This window comes from Corynebacterium pacaense (genome assembly GCF_900169525.1).
Taxonomy (GTDB): domain Bacteria; phylum Actinomycetota; class Actinomycetes; order Mycobacteriales; family Mycobacteriaceae; genus Corynebacterium; species Corynebacterium pacaense.
In genome coordinates this window covers 810,756-830,130 of record NZ_LT821240.1, presented here as the reverse complement: position 1 = coordinate 830,130, position 19,375 = coordinate 810,756, and the positions used below count along the sequence as shown (strand labels likewise).

Sequence of the window (19,375 nt, the reverse complement as noted above, 5' to 3'; positions counted from 1 at the left end):
TAACGAAAAAACGCGCCCCACCGTGGCAATGGAGGGCGCGTTTTGTCGGGGAAGTGCCCCGGGGTGTGAATTTACGGTGCGAACGGCTACTTCGCGGCGAAGCCGCCGTCGAGGACGAAATCAATGGCTGAGGTCAGCTTTTCCACATCGGCGGTATCGATTGCCGGGAACATGCCCACACGCAGCTGGTTGCGGCCGAGCTTGCGGTAGGGTTCAACGTCCAGGATCCCGTTGGAGCGGAGAATCTTGGCAAGGACCGCGGCGTCGACGGCGTCATCGAAGTCGATGGTGCCCACGACCAGTGACCGCTTGGCCGGATCTGCGACATAGGGGGTGGTCTCCGCGCGCGCCTCGGCCCAGGAGTAGAGCGCGGAGGAGTTGGCGGTCGTTCGTGCCACCATGCCGTCGAGGCCACCGTTGGCGTTCATCCACTGGATCTGGTTGTCCAGCATCAGGAGGGTGGCCACGGCCGGGGTGTTGTACGTCTGGTTCTTCAGGGAATTGTCAACCGCGGTCTGCAGGTTGAGGAACTCCGGAATGAACCGACCCGAGGAGTTGATCCTGCTGATCCGCTCGAGTGCGGCGGGGCTCATTGCCGCGAGCCACAGGCCGCCGTCGGAGGCGAAGCACTTCTGCGGGGAGAAATAGTAGACATCCGAGTTGGTGATGTCCACGGGAAGTCCACCGGCTCCGGAGGTCGCGTCGATGGCGACCAGGGAACCCTCCGAGCCCTCCGGACGCACGACCGGGACCATGGCCCCGGTCGAGGTTTCATTGTGTGCCCAGGCGATGACGTCGGCGCCGTCGAAGGCCCGCGGAGCGGGAGCATCGCCGGTCGGCGCCTCGAGGATCTCGGGGTCATCCAGCCATGGTGCGCGTTTGGCGGCCTTGGCGAACTTGGAGGAGAATTCGCCGAAGGTCAGGTGACCGGATTTCTTCTCAATCAGGCCGAAGGTGGCTGCGTCCCAGAAGGCGGTCGCTCCACCGAGGGAGAGGATGATCTCGTATCCCTCGGGCAGGGAGAACAGCTCGGACAGTCCCTCGCGCACAGAGCCTACGACATTCTTCACGGCCGGCTGGCGGTGCGAGGTGCCGATAACGGTGGAGGATTCGTCAACGATCGCCTGGATCTGCTCAGGTCGAACCTTTGAGGGGCCGCAGCCGAAACGGCCGTCGGCCGGGATGCGGTCGCTGGGCAGGGTGGGGAAGTCAGTCATGTCTTTGAGCAACTTTCTGCGCTGGATGCACGAGCTAGGTGGGCAATGGGTATCGCCTTGTCTGACCAGACCACTATAACCGCATGACCCCCCGATTCCGATGGGTGTAGGCCGAATCACCCGCAGTCCGCGGGGGCGCGCGACCCGGGATTGCGGGGGTGATTCGCAGCGGTGCACCATTGTGGGGGTGGTGGCGGTGCGGGTTCCCATATTTGTGAATATCCCCCCTCAAAGGGCATTTTTTGGAGGGATACACTGCGTAAAGGGGTAATTTCCCGGTTCTTTGTCGTGCACATCACAAACTTTGCTAAACTGTGCCATGCTCCACTTTGGCGGGACCCTGGGCGGGGCATGCACCCCGTGCCGATCCGGTACCGCACCGTGCAGAAAACAGTTATTGCGTACAACTCAATAGCGGGCGAAGGTTGTGATTCGGTGGCGTGGCCGCAATCATCGATTGTCCTGTGGGACATCATGGAGGCGGGTGACCCGGAGATGTGTTTTCACTGCGAGGCGGGGGAGAAACTACCCCTTGCCGTGATATGGCTAAACCGCAATTATCGGTATAGCGTGTTATCGGACCGTTGTGAAGGCGCGTGTGACCTTCAGAGTAAGAGAGACCGCAAGTGATGCGTCCGATCTGGTTTAGAATCCGGTAACCCCCAGCAACCCTGGGAGGGCCGATAAAGAAAGTGTGAAAGGGATATCGTGGCTACTGATAACAACAAGGCTGTACTGCACTACCCCGGCGGCGAGTACGAGATGGACATGATCCGCGCCACCGAGGGAAACGATGGTTTTGTCCTGGGCAAGCTGCTGTCCGAGACAGGTCTGGTCACCTTTGACCCGGGATATGTGAGCACCGGCTCCACCGAGTCCAAGATCACCTACATCGATGGTGACGAGGGAATTCTGCGGTACCGCGGCTACGATATCGCTGATCTGGCGGAGAACGCCACCTTCAACGAGGTGTCCTATCTGCTGATCAAGGGCGAGCTACCCACCGTGGATGAGCTCCACAAGTTCAATGACGAGATCCGTCACCACACCCTGCTCGATGAGGACTTCAAGTCCCAGTTCAACGTGTTCCCGCGCAACGCCCATCCCATGGCCGTCCTTGCATCCTCGGTGAACATTCTCTCCACCTACTACCAGGATCAGCTCGATCCCCTCGACGAGGAGCAGCTGGACAAGGCAACCGTCCGCCTGATGGCGAAGGTGCCCATGCTCGCGGCCTACGCATACCGTGCCTCCAAGGGCGCCCCCTACATGTACCCGGACAACTCGCTCAACGCCCGCGAGAACTTCCTGCGTATGATGTTCGGCTACCCGACCGAGCCCTATGAGATCGACCCGATCATGGTCAAGGCCCTGGACAAGCTGCTGATTCTGCATGCCGACCACGAGCAGAACTGCTCCACCTCGACCGTGCGCATGATCGGTTCCGCGCAGGCGAACATGTTCGTCTCCATCGCCGGCGGCATCAACGCCCTGTCCGGCCCGCTGCACGGTGGTGCCAACCAGGCCGTTCTCGAGATGCTCGAGGACATCAAGAACAATCACGACGGCGACGCCACCGAGTTCATGAACCGCGTCAAGAACAAGGAGAAGGGTGTCCGCCTCATGGGCTTCGGGCACCGCGTGTACAAGAACTACGACCCGCGCGCTGCCATCGTCAAGGAGACCGCACATGAGGTTCTGGAGCACCTCGGTGGCGATGACCTGCTCGATCTCGCGCTCAAGCTCGAGGAGATCGCACTCAACGACGAGTACTTCATCTCCCGTAAGCTGTACCCGAACGTGGACTTCTACACGGGCCTGATCTACCGCGCCATGGGCTTCCCGACGGACTTCTTCACCGTCCTGTTCGCCATCGGTCGCCTTCCCGGCTGGATCGCCCACTACCGCGAGCAGCTCGGCGCACCCGGTGGAAAGATCAACCGCCCGCGCCAGATCTACACCGGAAACACCGCCCGCAAGGTTGTGCCCCGCGAGGAGCGCTAGAACATAACAAGGCGGTAACGTAGCCCGTCGTGACTTCGGCCGGAGCCAGCTGGCATGCCATAATGGCAGCCAATGGTTCCGGCCGTTTTTTCCGGCGGCGGGAGCACTGACGTTGTACCTGATCCCAAGGAGTGTGTGTCACACATGGAGAAGCCCCAGATCGAGGCCCAGTCCGGCCCGGCCCCCGAGGACCTCGTTATCGAGGACATCATCGTCGGTGAGGGTGCCGAGGCGAACCCGGGCGGTGTCGTTGAGGTTCACTACGTGGGCGTCGATTTCGAGACCGGTGAGGAGTTCGACTCCTCCTGGGACCGCGGACAGTCCACCCAGTTCCCGCTGAACGGGCTCATCGCCGGCTGGCAGGAGGGTATCCCCGGAATGCGTGTGGGTGGTCGCCGTAAGCTGACCATCCCCCCGGAGGCTGCCTACGGGCCTGAGGGAAGCGGACATCCGCTGTCCGGCCGGACCCTGATCTTCGTGATCGATCTGCTCAGCGCCTAGGTAATCGTTTCCGCGAGTCGCTCATAGCGCCTGAATCGCTGCTCCCGTCCCACCGAGCCGGAATTTTCATCCAGTTCCTGCAGGGTGTGTTCGATGGCGGCGATTATCTCTTTTCCGGGGTCCTCGGTTTCGGCGATTATGCCGTCGATGATTCCCGATTCCCGCATTGCCAGTGCCGTCACGCCCTGCTGTTCCATCATCTCCGCGGCGTGTGAGGTGTCGCGGTGAATGATTGCGGAGGCCCCCTCCGGCGGCAGGGGTGACATCCAGGCGTTCTCGGTTGCCAGTACGCGGTCCGCCGGCAGCATCGCCAGAGCGGCACCGCCGCAACCCTGGCCCAGAATGATGGACATCGTGGGTACCGGGGCGTCGACAAGCTCCCCCATGGTGCGTGCGATGCTGCCGGCCAGTCCCTGTTCCTCCGCACTCCGCGACAGCTCGGCGCCGGGGGTGTCGATGATGCTGACGATCGGCAGCCGCAGCTCCACGGCAAGGGCGATTCCCCGCCGGGCGAGATGGAGCGCGGCCGGGCCGAGCGGCTGGGTGCGGCGGTCCTGCGCGATCAGCACCACGGGTCGGCCACCGATGTTGCTCAGGGCGGCGTTGACGGCCGCGGGGGTGCCGGAAAGGCCGACCCTGGGTAGCCCGCGGATCAGATCACGGGCGCCGATCCGGCCGTCCTCCCGGGTTTTCTCGATCGATTCCCAGGCACTTCGCCGCGGGTGGGCGGGTGTGAGGGGCCGCGGAACGCTTGTCGACGCCCGCCTGAGCACTCCGGTCACCCGCCGCACCGCCTCCCGGAGCTGGGTGGGGGAGACCACACCGTCGATGATGCCGTGCCTGACCAGGTTCTCCCCGGTCTGCACCCCCTCCGGCATGGGGTGTCCGGTGGTCAGCTCCACCACCCGCGGCCCGAGGAAACCGATGAGCGCCTCCGGTTCCGCGAAGGTGAAGTGCCCGGTGGAACCCCAGGACGCCAGGACGCCACCCATGGTGGGATTGCGGAGATAGACCAGGTAGGGAAGATGCGCGTCCTTGTGGCGGTAGACCGCGGTGGTGATCGAGATCATGAGCGCGAAGGCCGGGGTCCCCTCCTGCATGCGGGTGCCACCGGAACACGGGGAGATCAGCAGTGGCAGTTTTTCCCTGGTGGCGCGGTGGATGGCCTCAATGATGCGGCGGGAGGTCGCAGCACCGATGGATCCGCCGAGGAAGGCGAACTCGGAGAGGATGAAGGCCACGGGTGTGCCGTCGACGGTGCCCTGACCGGTGATCACGGCCTCGTCGACCCCGGACCTCTCCCTGGCGCGGGCAAGTGCCAGGCGGTAATCCTCGTCGATGTCACCATAGTGAGGGGGTGAATCCCAGGAATGGAAGCTGTCGTGGTCGAGCACGTGATCCAGCAGGGACCGGGCTGAGGTGGTGGTCATGGACACAACAATATCGTTCCCTCCCCCGCTCCGGTGGTGTTCAATGGGGGACATGGTTACCCCAACACTGACTCTCAACGACGGTTCGGATATTCCACAGATCGGGCTCGGCACCTGGAAACTCGGGGGAGAGGAGGCCTACCGGGTCGTGCGCACCGCGATCGGACTCGGATACCGGCACATCGACACCGCCACCCTCTACGGAAATGAGGAGGAGATCGGCAGGGCGCTCGCCGATGCGATCGCCGCCGGGGATGCCACCCGGGACGAGCTTTTCATCACCTCGAAGGTCTGGAACTCCGACCAGGGCGCCGAGCGGACGCCACGGGCCTTTCAGGGATCCCTGAGGCTGCTCGGGCTGGACTACCTTGACCTGTACCTGGTTCACTGGCCGTGCCCGCAACAGGGCCTCTACGACGAAACCTTCGAGGCGATCGCCCGGCTGCAGGGTCTCGGTCAGATCCAGTCCATCGGGGTGGCGAACTTCTATCCGGAGGTCCTCGAGGATCTGGTGAGGTCCACCGGCATCGTGCCGGCCGTCAATCAGGTGGAGCTCCATCCGGGCTTCAGCCAGCCGGATCTCAGGGAGCTCCACCTCAGACTCGGGGTGACCACCACCGCCTGGGCGCCCCTGGGTCGGGGGAGGGTCCTTGATCAGCCGGTGATCCGGGCGATCGCGGCGGAGCACGGTGTGGGTGCCGGGGCGGTGGTGCTGCGGTGGTTGCTCCAGCTCGGGTGTGTGGCCATCCCGAAGTCTTCAAATGAGCAGAGGCTGCGGGCCAACCTGGACATCTCCGGATTCGTCCTCGATGAACAGCAGATGCGGTCGATCACGGAACTGGATCACTCCGAGATCGCGGGGCGGATGTATCAGGATCCCCGGGACTTTCCGGGCCAGAACCCCTAAGTGTAGAGAAAAACGCTCGGTGTAAAGACGGTTAACTATTACAACGGGCTGTTTGCAAGATTTGCAAAAGGGGGGATTCTGGGGGTAGTGGGCCCTCTGACGTGGGGCCAGCTCAACTGCTATTTTTCCGAACAGCGGGTGTGGGAGAGGGGAGAAGTTTCCCAAATCGCTATCCCATTGCAATGTGAGTTAGGTAACTTCACATTCACACGTTAAGTTGTGACCGACAGCATAAATTCCGGGCGTCAACGAGATGTGAAGAATCAAGTTCAGTTACCAGGGAAACCGGTTCTCGCCCTCGGTAATCGGCTACCTACTCCCTGCAGGACAAGGGAAATGAAAGTGAGATGAATCAAAAGTGAGTGCAACCCCAACTACCCGGGAGCGTCGCCAGCCGACGCCTCAGGAATTCCGGGACATGCAGAGCAGTCAGGAATTCGGTGAACTCCGAAGCAAGTTCCGCTCCTTCGCGTTCCCCATGAGCGTCGCGTTCTTCGTGTGGTACATCGCCTACGTGCTGATCGCAACCTTCGCTTCGGACTGGATGGCCACACCGGTATTCGGATCCATCAACATCGGGGTGCTCTTCGGACTCGCACAGTTTGTGACGACGTTCCTGATCACCTACATCTACATTGTCTACGCCAACAAGAATCTCGAGCCACGTCAGGCCGCAATTCGCAAGAAGATGGAAGGTTAATCTTCAATGAACTCCACTATTCTCCTTGCCCAGAGTGAATCCAACACGGGCAACCCGATTCTGAACATCTCAGTCTTCGTAGTCTTCATCGTGGTCACCATGACTGTGGTTTTGCGTGCTGGCAAATCCACCAAGGAAGCTTCGGACTTCTACACCGGCGGTGCGAGCTTCTCCGGCACCCAGAACGGTCTCGCAATCGCGGGCGACTACCTTTCGGCCGCATCCTTCCTGGGAATCGTCGGCGCCATCGCCCTCAACGGCTACGACGGATTCCTTTACTCCATCGGCTTCTTCGTAGCCTGGCTCGTGGCACTGCTCCTCGTGGCGGAGCCGCTGCGTAACGTGGGTCGTTTCACCATGGCCGATGTGCTCTCCTTCCGCCTCCGGCAGAAGCCGGTCCGTGTGGCCGCTGCCTTCGGAACGCTGTTCGTCTCCCTCTTCTACCTGATTGCACAGATGGCCGGCGCAGGCTCGCTGGTCTCGGTGCTCCTGGATATCCATGAGTTCCGCTGGCAGGCCCTCGTGGTCGGTCTCGTCGGCCTGGTGATGATCGCCTACGTCCTCCTCGGCGGAATGAAGGGCACCACCTATGTGCAGATGATCAAGGCCGTGCTGCTCGTCGGTGGCGTGCTGATCATGACAATCTGGACCTTTGTCGCCGTCAAGGGCGGAATCACCACCCTTCTCGATGACGCCGTGGCAGCCCACGCAGTCTCCCAGCGCGCGGCAACCCTGGGATACGATCCCACCGCAATCCTCGAGCCCGGCCTCCAGTACGGCGCAACCCGGACCAAGCAGATCGACTTCATCTCCCTGGGTATCGCCCTGGTTCTCGGTACCGCGGGTCTGCCGCACGTGCTGATGCGCTTCTACACCGTTCCCACCGCCCGCGAGGCCCGCAAGTCCGTGACCTGGGCCATCATCCTCATCGGTTCCTTCTACCTGATGACCCTGGTCCTCGGCTACGGAGCGGCCGCACTGGTCGGACCTGACCGGATCATGGCCGCGCCGGGTGCGCAGAATGCCGCCGCCCCGCTGCTCGCGCTTGAACTCGGTGGATCGATCTTCATGGCGCTGATCTCGGCTGTTGCTTTCGCCACCGTGCTCGCCGTGGTCGCCGGACTTGCCATTACAGCATCCGCAGCTGTCGGTCACGATATTTATGATGCCGTTCTGCGTGACGGGAAGTCCACTGAAGCCGAGCAGGTGAAGGTCTCGCGGATCACCATTGTGGTCATCGGTATCGTCGCCATCGTGTTCGGAATCCTGGCGATGCAGCAGAACGTGGCCTTCCTGGTGGCCCTGGCCTTCGCCATCGCCGCCTCCGCCAACCTTCCCTGCATCCTGTACTCGCTGTACTGGAGGAAGTTCAACACGACCGGCGCCGTGGCTGCGATCTACACGGGCCTCATCTCCGCGCTGGTTCTCATCTTCTTCTCCCCGGCGGTCTCCGGCACGGCGACCTCCATGGTTCCCAACGCGGACTGGGCATTCTTCCCGCTGGCCAACCCCGGCATCGTCTCCATCCCCGCGGCCTTCATCGCGGGCTGGATTGGTACCATGCTCGGTAAGCCCGATAACATGGAGGACCTCCAGGCGGAGATGGAAGTTCGTTCCCTCACCGGCGTCGGCGTCGAAGCAGCCGTCGACCACTAGGAGCGATTTCTAGCAGCTCAACCACCGTCGCCCTCTCGCACAGAGGGCGACGGTTTTCCATGCGCTAGTGTTGTTATACGTGTCAACAACTTCACGCGGCCACAGAGGGTGGCAGGCTGCGACCTTCATTCTCGCGGCGGTCATCGTCCTCGGGGCCCCGTTCCTGATGACCAGGGGCGATGATTCCCCGAAGGGTCAGGTCAACTCAAGCGGCGCCGGTCCGGAGATGAGCGCAACCGCGCCAGCGGGTGATGGTGGGACATCCGAGCATTCCGGGTTCGTTGAAAACGCCACGGGTTCCCAGGTCAGCTACCTGCGCCTGAGCGACGGGTTCACCACCGGCACCGCCACCGAGAGGTTCGCCCGCCCGGCGCTGAGCCTTGGCAAGCTCTACATCGCCGACTACGTGGTGGAACACGGAACACTCGAGCAGCAGTATCTCGCCTTTGACATGATCAGCACCTCCTCCGATGCCTCGGCGGAGACTCTGTATGAGCTTTACCCCGAATCCATCGACGAGACGGCCCAGAAGTACGGACTCCTGTCTACCAGGGGTGCGGAGCAGTGGGGGAGTTCGGTGACGTCGACCTATGACGTTGTGCGATTCATCGCCAGGCTCCTGGAGGACGATCCCACCTCACCCATCCTCGTGGCCATGGCTTCCGCGGACCCGCTGGCTGCGGATGGATACCCACAGAATTTCGGTACCGCCGTGCTGCCCGGTGTGCTGGGCACCAAGTGGGGATGGTCCGATGATCAGACGCTTCACTCCTCGGTGTCCTTTGGAACGGATTTCGTGGTCGCGGCTGCGGTGACCGGAACGGCGGACGACCTCACCCAACTGGTGGAGAACCAGTTGGGTGAGGTCGGGGACTTCTCGCAGCGGTGATTACCGGACTCCGGAACGGAACCTGCTAGCTGGACAGCGTGTTCAGAATCCGGAGCACCTCAGTGACGGTGTCGACGGAATTCTGGGTCGGGGGTGCGGGCGGAATGACATCATCCACCACGTTGCCGGGAGTCCACTGGCCCCAGTCAGCGGCATAGACTTCGTTGATGTCCACCTTCACCCCACCGACGGTGTCCTTGTCGATGCGGATCTGATGGATGGTGGTCCGCGGGTGGATCCGGTTGTTGGAACCCCAGTTGTGCATCCAGAAGAACTCTCCCAGACCATCTGCCACGGCCCAGTCGATGACGTTGTAGTTTCCGTAGATGCCCAACCTGTATCCGGCAGTTTCGAGTGCCACCTTGAAGGCCTGGAGGTAGGGTCGGATTTGGGCGGTGTACTGGGCGTTCGAGGGATTGTCATCGATCGCGACATAGATGGGTCGGTTCTTGGGGCCGCCCGCCGCCACGTGCAGCGCGATGGCCTGCGGTGCGTGCCTGGCCGCTCCGGCAGCACCCTCGATCCAGTCTGCGCTGTCAGCCTTGCCGAACTGGTAGACCGATGCCGTCTTCAGGCCGGCGGCGGCGAAGGAGCGGGTCTCGTCGAGGGTGACCGGCTTGCCCAGCATCCACGACTCGCTGCCGGGGCGCCGTTGTGAGACATAGCGGACCGCACCCAGGTGGCCGGCGGCCTTGACCGATGCGGCGGAGGGGACACCTGCCGCATAGTCGATTACCGTGCCCAGTACCGGGCCCAGCGCATGTGCCCGCGGAGCTGTGAGGACCCCGGCTGCACCGATTGCGGCCACGCCCGCCGCAGCCTTGAGGAATGTCCGACGGTTAATGTGTGCGTCCATGTTTCTCCGATTCGGGTTGAATCCCACCAATAACAAGTGTTAACAATAACAACAAGTGGCCCAAAGGGCCATAGTTCGTGCCGGATCGGCGGGGGAGCGGCCAGATAAATGTGATGTTGAACACGTCGGAGGGGCAGTTTCCTGCACGAACCAAACAACTGTCAGCAAAACGTGAGGGTTTCTTCACCTATTTGGGCTACGTTCGCGTAACCTACGCATTCGTAAGTGGTCATGGGCCACCTGTGCCCATTCCCAAGACTTAGGAGCTTTAATTCGTGAGCATCTCTTCATTGACACCGCTGCACTCCTTCAAGGAGCCAGCAATTCTCTACGCCGGTCAGGCCTCCGCCTGGCAGCAGGTGATTGCCGACGCCAGCGTCGACCACATCGCTGCCACCCATCTTCGTGAGCTGCTTTCCCGCGCCCGAGCCAGGACGGCACCCTTCGCCCGACAGATCGTGTCCACGGTGCCCGGCGCACTGGCACGCCTGGAGGAATTGACCAGGGAGGATGCGCAGGTCTCATCCGATCTTGACCCACAACCCGCCGTCTCCATCCCCGGCATCGTGCTGGGACAAATCGCGGCCACCCGACAGCTCCGTGATCTCGGCTTGGACGTGGAGAAGGCGACACGGCTGGGACACTCCCAGGGCATCCTCGGGGTCGAGGCTGCAGTCAATGAGGAAGACGTTCTCGCATTCGCCATCCTCCTGGGCACCGCCGCTTCCCAGTTCGCGGGCAAGGGCGACCACATGCTGTCCGTGCGCGGACTCGAACTCGCCACCATCGAGGAGGCCATCGCCGGGATTGAATCCGTGGAGATCTCCCTGCGAAACGCCCGGCGCCACTTCGTGCTCTCCTCCAGCAGCCCCGCAGACCTGAAGAAGGCGGCCGCCGCACTGCAGCGCGCCGCCGATTCGTACAACGAGGAGATCAACAACAAGAAGCACGGCGGATCGCTGGTCGAGCCCAAGTTCGACTACCTCGCGGTGGCCATCCCCTTCCACCATTCATCGATGAGAGCCGCGGCGGATCTGGCGGTTGAATGGGCGGGCACCAGCGGACTGAACGTCGATGCCCGCGGACTCGCCGATGCCATTCTGGTCGAGCACTCCGACTGGACCGAGCAGATCTCCAACCTCGAGGCGGACTACGCCCTTGCCCTGGATGCGGGCCTTGCACGGTTCACCGAGCCGCTGCTGGACGGAACCGGAATCACCATTCTTCCCGCGTTCAGCGCCGCCGAGCGCGACAACCTCGCCCGCCCGGGCTTCCAGATCCCCACCTCCGAGGACTGGTCCGCCTTCGCCCCCAAGCTGGTCCGCCTTCCCAACGGAAATGTGAAGGTCCAGACCGGATTCTCCACACTGACCGGATACTCACCGATCGTGCTGGCGGGTATGACCCCGACCACCGTGGATCCCACCATCGTCGCGGCAGCGGCGAATGCGGGCCACTGGGCCGAGATGGCCGGTGGCGGACAGTACTCCGAGGAGGTGTTCAACCGGAACAAGGAGGGCCTGGTCAAGCAGCTGAATCCGGGCCGCGCCGCACAGTTCAACTCCATGTTCTTCGACCGCTACATGTGGAACCTGCAGTTCGGCGCCCAGCGCATCGTCTCCAAGGCGCGCGCCGCCGGAGCCGCGATCAACGGCGTGGTCGTCTCCGCGGGTATCCCGGAGGTCGAGGAGGCAACCGAGCTGATCAATGATCTGCATGCCGATGGCTTCCCATATATCGCCTTCAAGCCCGGAACCGTCGAACAGATCCGGGCCTCGCTGAGGATCGCCGCGGCCAACCCCGACACCGACATCATCATCCAGGTGGAGGACGGGCACGCCGGAGGTCACCATTCCTGGGTCAATCTCGATGACCTGCTGCTGACCACCTATGCGGAGATCCGCGCCCACAGGAATGTCGTTCTGCTCATCGGTGGCGGCATCGGAACCCCGGAGAAGGCTGCGCACTACCTGACCGGTGTCTGGGCCACCGACTTCGGCTACCCCAAGATGCCCGTCGACGGAATCCTCGTCGGTACCGCAGCCATGGCAACCAAGGAGGCGACTACCTCACCGCAGGTCAAGCAGCTGCTGGTGGATACTCCCGGCGTCGATCCCCACGATGCCGGCGGCTGGGTGGGCAGGGGAGAGGCACGCGGTGGCGTGACCTCCGGACTGTCCCACCTGCACGCCGACATGTACGAGGTGGACAATGATTCTGCGGCGGCCTCGCGCCTGATCTCCTCCATTGACTCCGATGACTACGCCGATCACCGTGATGAGCTGATCGCCGCCATCGCCAAGACCTCCAAGCCCTACTTCGGTGAGCTGGAGGAGATGACCTACGCCGAGTGGATCGAGCGTTGGGTCGAACTCGCCTACCCGACCCAGGATCCGACCTGGGACGACCGCTTCCTCGATCTCGCGCACCGCATCGAGGCCCGTCTGCACAACGCCGACCACGGTCCGATCGTCACGCTCTTCCCCGACCTGGAGTCCGTCGCCGACGAACCCGCGGTCGTCGAGAAGCTCCTCGCCGCCTACCCGAGTGCCCGTGAGATCAAGGTCTCCGCACGCGACGCCGCCTGGTTCATCGGGCTGTGCCGCAAGCACCACAAGCCGATGCCGTGGGTGCCCGCCATCGACGCGGACCTCGCCCGCTGGTGGGGCCTGGACACGCTGTGGCAGTCACAGAATGAGCGCTACGATGCCCGCTCGGTGCGTGTGATCCCCGGACCGGTGTCGGTTGCCGGCATCGACCGCGTCGATGAGCCCGTCGCCGACCTGCTCGGACGTTTCGAGGCCGCCTGCGTCGACGCACTCGAGGGCGAGCCGGAGGACGTCTACTCCCGCCTGCACCAGGCCAGGGACGAGCGCGAGCTGCTGCTGGCCGCACCGCACATCGTCTGGCACGGCAACATGATCGACAACCCGGCGCACGTTCTCGAGGAGGGCGCCTTCGAGCTCATCGAGAAGGACGGTTACTGGATCATCCGGATCCTGGCAGATTCCTACTTCGATGACCTGCCCGAGGAGCAGCGCCCCTACCTGGTCACCAGGGTCGACATTCCCGTCGAGCTCGGCGAGGCCGTGGCCACGGGCGGAATGCCCGTCGTGTCCAGGGAGAAGCTGCCGGAATCCGTGTTCGAGCTGCTTGCAGGCGTCGCCGGAGTCGGTTCCGTCTCCGCGGCGGGGGATCATATCACCGCGCTGCCCACCGTTGAACAGGATGGTGCATCGCCCTTCGGTGTGGTCCGTGATTCCTTCACACTGCCCGCGCATCTGCTCAGCGCGCACACCGCCGTCACAGGCGCCGCACTTGAGGAGCACAATCAGGGAACCGGGGATGTCCTGGTCGGTGTCTGCTGGCCCGCCATCTACGCGGCACTGGGCTCCGGAAAGCTCTCCGACGGCTACCCCGTGATCGAGGGTCTGCTCAACGCCGTCCACCTGGACCACCTGCTCGATCTGCGCGTTCCGATCACCGAGCTGGCCAATGGACGAACCATCAATGTCGAGGCCCGAACGGATGCCATCGAGGAATCCTCCTCGGGTCGAATCGTGACCGTGCGACTCGTGCTCACCGATGCCGAGTCCGGTGAGGTGGTGGCCAGACTGGTCACCCGCTTCGCCATCCGTGGCCGCATCACCACCAGTGAGCTCGCCTCCCAGGCGGAGGCCTACGGCGGACGCGAGGAGAGCATCGAGGCTACACCGCGCTCCTTCATCCGCTCCGCCACCGTCACCGCCCCGGCCGATATGACCCCCTTCGCGATGGTCTCCGGCGACTACAACCCGATCCACACCTCCGTCAACGCGGCGAAGCTCGTCGGTCTCGAGGCACCGCTGGTGCACGGCATGTGGCTCTCGGCCACCGCCCAGCACCTGGCCGCCCTGGGTTCCGAGGTCATCGGATGGACCTATTCCATGTACGGAATGGTCCAGCTGGGTGATGTCGTGGACATCACCGTCGAGCGTGTCGGACGTTCCGGACCCAACCCCGCCTACGAGGTAACCTGCCGCATCGACGGCAACGTGGTCTCCCGCGGACAGGCTCTGCTCACGGCACCCTCCACCGCCTACGTCTATCCCGGTCAGGGAATCCAGGCCAGGGGCATGGGGCAGAACGACCGCAACGCGAGCCCCGAGGCCAGGGCCGTCTGGGAGCGCGCGGATGCGCACACCCGGGCAAACCTCGGTTTCTCCATCCAGCAGGTCATCGATGACAACCCCGTGGAGCTCAAGGTCGGGGACACCGTCTTCGTCCATCCCAAGGGCGTGCTCAACCTCACCCAGTTCACCCAGGTGGCACTGGCCGTGGTGGCCTACGCGCAGACCGAGCGTCTGAAGGCCGCCGGCGTGATCGTCGACGGATCCCTCTATGCGGGCCACTCACTCGGCGAGTACACCGCCCTGGCCTCGCTGGGTAACATCTTCGAGCTCGAAGGTGTCATTGACGTGGTGTTCTCCCGCGGTTCCGCGATGCACTCGCTGGTTCCCCGCGATGAGCGTGGCCGTTCCAACTACGCCCTGGCGGCCTTCCGTCCGAACATGATCGGCCTGTCCGGCTCCGAGGTGGAGAACTGGATCGACCGGATCGCCGCGGAATCGGGTGAGTTCCTGCAGATCGTCAACTACAACGTCGACGGCCAGCAGTACGCGGTCGCCGGAACCCTGAAGGGGCTGAAGGCGCTCAAGGCCTCCGCATCGGCCAACCCGCGCGCCTACGTGGACATCCCGGGCATCGACGTGCCCTTCCACTCCAGCGTTCTGCGTCCGGGCGTCCAGGCCTTCGCCGAGAAACTCGACGAGCTCCTGCCCGGGACCATCGACATCGATGCGCTGCGCGGACGCTACATCCCCAACCTGGTCGCCCGCCCCTTCGAGCTGACCCAGGACTTCGTGGACGCCATTCTCGCCGTCGTCCCCTCCGAGCGCCTCAAGGGTGTCAAGGTGTCGGACCTCGATGAGAACACACTCGCGCGCCTGCTGCTGATCGAGCTGCTGTCCTGGCAGTTCGCCTCTCCGGTCCGGTGGATCGAGACCCAGGCACTGATCATCAACAACGTCGAGCAGATCATCGAGGTCGGTCTGGCGGCATCGCCGACCCTGACCAACCTGGCCCTGCGGACCATGGATGTCATCGGTGAGCACCGCCCGGTGTTCAACGTTGAGCGCGACCAGGATCAGGTCATGCTCAACGACGTCCGCCAGGCGCCGGTGGTCGAGGTCGAGGAGGAGGCTCCCGCGGCCGAATCCGCCGGCTCCCCGGCGCCCGTCGTCGAGGCCGCTCCGGTCCAGGCCGCCCCGGCCGCGGCGGCCGTGGCCGTTGCCGATGCGCCCGAACTGAAGTTCAATGCCTCGAACGCGATCATGACCCTGTTCGCACTGCAGAACAAGATCAACATCGACCAGATCCAGGGCAGTGACACCTCCGAGACCCTCACCAACGGTGTGTCCTCGCGCCGCAACCAGATGCTCATGGACATGTCCACCGAGCTCTCGGTCCCCACCATCGACGGTGCCGCCGATGCCGATGTGACCACCCTCCAGGGGCGTGTCCTCACCGCGGCTCCCGGCTACAAGCCCTTCGGTCCCGTTCTCTCCGAGGCGGTCCGCGCCCGGCTGCGTGCGCTGACCGGCGCCGCGGGTCTGAAAACCTCCTACGTCGGCGAGCGCGTCACCGGCACCTGGGGACTGCCCCAGAGCTGGGTCGCCCACGTCGAGGTGGAGCTGCTGCTGGGCACCCGTGAGGGTGAATCCGTCCGTGGTGGAAACCTCGGAACCCTCCCGTCCTCCGCATCCAGCAGGGGTGAGGTCGATTCGCTTATCGACGCCGCCGTCGGCAACGTGGCGGCCGCCAACGGCACCTCGGTGTCGCTGTCCTCCGGCGGTGCCGCCGCAGGTGGCGGGGTCGTCGACTCCGCAGCCCTGGACGCCTACGCATCCAGCGTCACCGGTGAGGACGGCGTTCTCGCCACCATCGCCCGTGGCATTCTCGATCAGCTCGGCCTGAACGCGGCCGAGACCGCGGAGATCGCGGCGGCCGATACCGAGCTCTACGAAGCCGTCGAGGCCGAGCTCGGGGCCGGCTGGCAGAAGATGGTCACACCGGTGTTCTCCGCCGAGCGTGCCATCCTCTTCGATGATCGCTGGGCATCCGCCCGCGAGGATCTCGCCCGTCTGGCCAACGGTGCCGAGGTCGCCGTCGAACGTTTCGTCGGCACCGGTGAGGTCGTCGCAAAGCAGGCGGCATGGTGGTCCGCACACGTTGCGGACACCGCCCTCGCCGCACGGCTGTCCAAGGTCGCCGACGTGGCGGTCGCGGTCGCCGATGAACCGCTCCGTGAGGATGTCGCCCTGGTCACCGGTGCGGCACCGGACTCCATCGCAGGTGCGGTGGTTGGTCGCCTGCTCGCCCAGGGTGCCACGGTCATCATGACCGCCTCGAACGTGTCCCAGGCACGCAAGGAGTACGCGCGCACCCTCTACGCATCCACGGCATCCCCGAACGCGAAGTTGTGGATCGTACCCGCCAACATGTCCTCCTACCGCGACATCGATGCGGTGATCGACTGGATCGGCAACGAACAGCGTGTCACCGTCGGTGGCTCGGTCACCGTGACCAAGCCGGCGCTGACGCCCACGCTTGCCTACCCCTTCGCCGCACCCTCTGTCTCCGGATCGCTGGCGGATGCCGGCCCGCAGACCGAGAACCAGGCGCGCCTGCTGCTGTGGTCGGTTGAGCGCACCATCGCGGGGCTGGCCGATCTGGCATCCCGGGGTGTCGATGGTCGCGTCCACGTCGTGCTTCCCGGTTCACCGAACCGCGGTATGTTCGGCGGCGACGGCGCCTACGGCGAGGTCAAGGCGGCCTTCGACGCGATCCTGAACAAGTGGGGTTCCGAGACCGGCTGGCCGGAGTTTGTCACCCTGGCGCAGGCACGCATCGGCTGGGTCGCGGGCACCGGTCTGATGGGCCGCAACGACGTGCTCATCCCTGCCGCCGAGAAGCTGGGCATCCACGTCTACACACCCGAGGAGATCTCCGCCGAGCTGCTCGGTCTGGCATCTGCCGAGTCCCGGGAACGGGCGCTGCAGGAGCCGATCGATCATGATCTCACCGGCGGTCTCGGCGGGGGAGTCTCCATCGCCGAGCTCGCGGCATCGCTTGAGCAGGAGGCGGCGGATTCCGAGAAGGAGGAATCCACCACCATCAAGGCTCTTCCCTCCCCGAAGAACCCGGTCCAGGCCGCCGGCGCCCCCGTGGGGGACGTCACGGTCGATCTCGAGGACATGATCGTCATGGTCGGCGTCGGCGAGATCTCCTCCTGGGGTTCGGGCCGCACCCGATTCGAGGCCGAGTACGGCATCCAGCGCGACGGCTCCGTCGAGCTCACCGCCGCCGGTGTGCTCGAGCTGGCCTGGATGATGGGCCTGATCAGCTGGTCCGAGGACCCGCGCCCGGGCTGGTATGACGCCGAGGGCACCGAGATCCCGGAGGAGGAGATCTACGATCGGCTGCGTGACGAGGTTGTCGCACGTTGCGGCGTGCGCCAGCTTGTCGACGACGCCTTCCTCGTCGACGGAGGGTCCATCGATGCGGCAGAGGTGTTCCTCGACCGCGACATCACCTTCGGTGTCACCTCGGAGGCGGAGGCGCTGTCCTACGTCGATGCGGATCCCACCGCCGTGGCCCTGGAGACCGAGGGTGAGTGGACCGTGACGAAGAGGAAGGGTTCGACCTCCTTCGTGCCGCGCAAGGCCACCCTGACGCGCTCGGTTGCGGCGCAGCTGCCCACCGATTTCGATCCCGCCAAGTGGGGCATCCCCGCCTCGATGATCGATGCACTGGACAACATCGCAGCCTGGAACCTGGTGACCGCGGTGGACGCCTTCCTCTCGGCGGGATTCAGCCCCGCGGAGCTCCTCCAGTCGGTTCACCCGGCGGATGTGTCCTCCACCCAGGGCACCGGTATCGGTGGCATGCAGTCCCTGCACAAGCTCTTTGTCAACCGCTTCCTCGGGCAGGACCGTCCCTCGGACATCCTGCAGGAGACGCTGCCCAACGTTGTGGCCGCCCACACCATGCAGTCCTACGTCGGTGGTTACGGTCAGATGATCCACCCGGTCGCCGCCTGCGCTACCGCCGCGGTGTCCGTGGAGGAGGGTGTGGATAAGATCCGCCTCGGCAAGGCCGACTTCGTCGTCGCCGGTGGTATCGACGATATCCAGGTCGAATCCCTCACCGGCTTCGGTGACATGAACGCCACCGCGGACACGCAGGCAATGCTGGACAAGGGCATTGATTCGCGGTTCATCTCCCGTGCCAACGACCGCCGTCGCGGCGGATTCCTGGAAGCGGCGGGCGGTGGCACCGTGCTTCTGGCACGCGCCTCCCTGGCTGCGGAACTGGGCCTCCCGGTTCTGGCCGTGGTCGCACACGCCCAGTCCTATGCTGACGGTGCGCACACCTCCATCCCGGCGCCAGGCCTCGGTGCCCTGGGCGCCGCGCGTGGTGGGGTGAATTCCCGCCTGGCGCGTGAGCTGCGCTCGCTCGGCCTCGCCCCGGACGATGTGCGCGTGGTGTCCAAGCACGACACCTCCACCAACGCCAATGACCCGAACGAGTCGGAGCTGCACACCCTGCTGTGGAAGACGATCGGTCGGGATCCGGAGAACCCCCTGTTCGTCATCTCGCAGAAGTCGCTGACCGGCCATTCCAAGGGCGGTGCGGCACTCTTCCAGATCGGTGGCCTGGTCTCGGTGCTCGAGTCCGGCAGGCTCCCGCAGAACGCATCCCTTGACTGCGTCGATCCGGAGATGGAGGCCAAGGGCGAGAACTTCGTCTGGCTGCGCTCGCCGCTGGATCTCGGCGAGGGTGCCGTCAAGGCCGGTGTTCTCACCTCGCTGGGCTTCGGACACGTCGCCGCCGTGGTGGTCGTGGCCACCAGCGGTGTCTTCGAGCAGGCGATGCGCAACGCGGGCCTGGACGTGGAGGCCTGGCGGACACGCGCCACCGGTCGCCTGCGTGCAGGTGCCAACCGCCTGGAGGCCGGCATGGTTGGCCGTGCCCCGCTGTTCGAGGTTATCGACGGACGCCGTCTGCCCGAACGCGGCGGACACGCCGCCGAGATCAACCTGCTTATCGACGACACGGTCCGCCTCGGTGCGGACGGGCTGTACCCCCGCGGATAACTAGCTGATCGCTGGAGG

The 19,375-nt window shown here is 64.3% G+C and carries 10 protein-coding genes; 7 read left to right on the top strand and 3 right to left on the bottom strand.

The features are described 5' to 3' along the window. Positions 1-86: 86 nt before the first annotated feature. Positions 87-1,217: a phosphoserine transaminase gene (gene serC, locus B7E02_RS10970; protein ID WP_080796037.1), complete on the bottom strand. Its 1,131-nt coding sequence runs from the start codon at positions 1,215-1,217 to the stop codon at positions 87-89. Between the two features lie 708 nt (positions 1,218-1,925). On the opposite strand from serC, the gene B7E02_RS10965 reads away from it, so the two are divergent. Continuing rightward, positions 1,926-3,221 (top strand): citrate synthase, encoded by a 1,296-nt coding sequence (locus B7E02_RS10965; protein WP_080796035.1) that lies wholly within the window; start codon positions 1,926-1,928, stop codon positions 3,219-3,221. 144 nt (positions 3,222-3,365) lie between these two features. Continuing rightward, positions 3,366-3,722, top strand: a complete 357-nt coding sequence (gene fkpA, locus B7E02_RS10960) for an FKBP-type peptidyl-prolyl cis-trans isomerase FkpA (protein WP_080796033.1) — start codon at positions 3,366-3,368, stop codon at positions 3,720-3,722. Here fkpA and B7E02_RS10955 read toward each other — a convergent pair. Beyond that, positions 3,719-5,152, bottom strand: coding sequence for a carboxyl transferase domain-containing protein (locus B7E02_RS10955; protein WP_080796909.1), 1,434 nt, complete (start codon positions 5,150-5,152; stop codon positions 3,719-3,721). The genes fkpA and B7E02_RS10955 overlap by 4 nt on opposite strands. A 43-nt stretch (positions 5,153-5,195) precedes the next feature. Between B7E02_RS10955 and B7E02_RS10950 the strand changes: the two genes are divergently transcribed. From B7E02_RS10950 to B7E02_RS10935, 4 genes are all read left to right on the top strand, one after another. After that, positions 5,196-6,059 (top strand): aldo/keto reductase, encoded by an 864-nt coding sequence (locus B7E02_RS10950; protein ID WP_080796031.1) that lies wholly within the window; start codon positions 5,196-5,198, stop codon positions 6,057-6,059. A 418-nt stretch (positions 6,060-6,477) separates the two neighbouring features. Then, positions 6,478-6,759 (top strand): DUF485 domain-containing protein, encoded by a 282-nt coding sequence (locus B7E02_RS10945; protein WP_080796030.1) that lies wholly within the window; start codon positions 6,478-6,480, stop codon positions 6,757-6,759. Between the two features lie 6 nt (positions 6,760-6,765). Further along, a complete protein-coding gene (locus B7E02_RS10940) occupies positions 6,766-8,415 on the top strand; it encodes a solute symporter family protein (RefSeq protein ID WP_080796028.1) in 1,650 nt (549 codons plus the stop codon). A 226-nt stretch (positions 8,416-8,641) separates the two neighbouring features. Then, the gene (locus tag B7E02_RS10935) at positions 8,642-9,304 is read left to right on the top strand and encodes a hypothetical protein (RefSeq protein ID WP_245802299.1); all 663 of its coding nucleotides are present in this window, start codon (positions 8,642-8,644) and stop codon (positions 9,302-9,304) included. 25 nt (positions 9,305-9,329) lie between these two features. On the opposite strand, the gene B7E02_RS10930 is transcribed toward B7E02_RS10935, so the two are convergent. Continuing rightward, a complete protein-coding gene (locus tag B7E02_RS10930; RefSeq protein WP_080796027.1) occupies positions 9,330-10,160 on the bottom strand; it encodes a DUF1906 domain-containing protein in 831 nt (276 codons plus the stop codon). Positions 10,161-10,435: 275 nt separating this feature from the next. Here B7E02_RS10930 and B7E02_RS10925 point away from each other — a divergent pair, with 275 nt between their 5' ends. Continuing rightward, positions 10,436-19,357, top strand: coding sequence for a type I polyketide synthase (locus tag B7E02_RS10925; RefSeq protein ID WP_080796025.1), 8,922 nt, complete (start codon positions 10,436-10,438; stop codon positions 19,355-19,357). Positions 19,358-19,375: the final 18 nt, after the last annotated feature.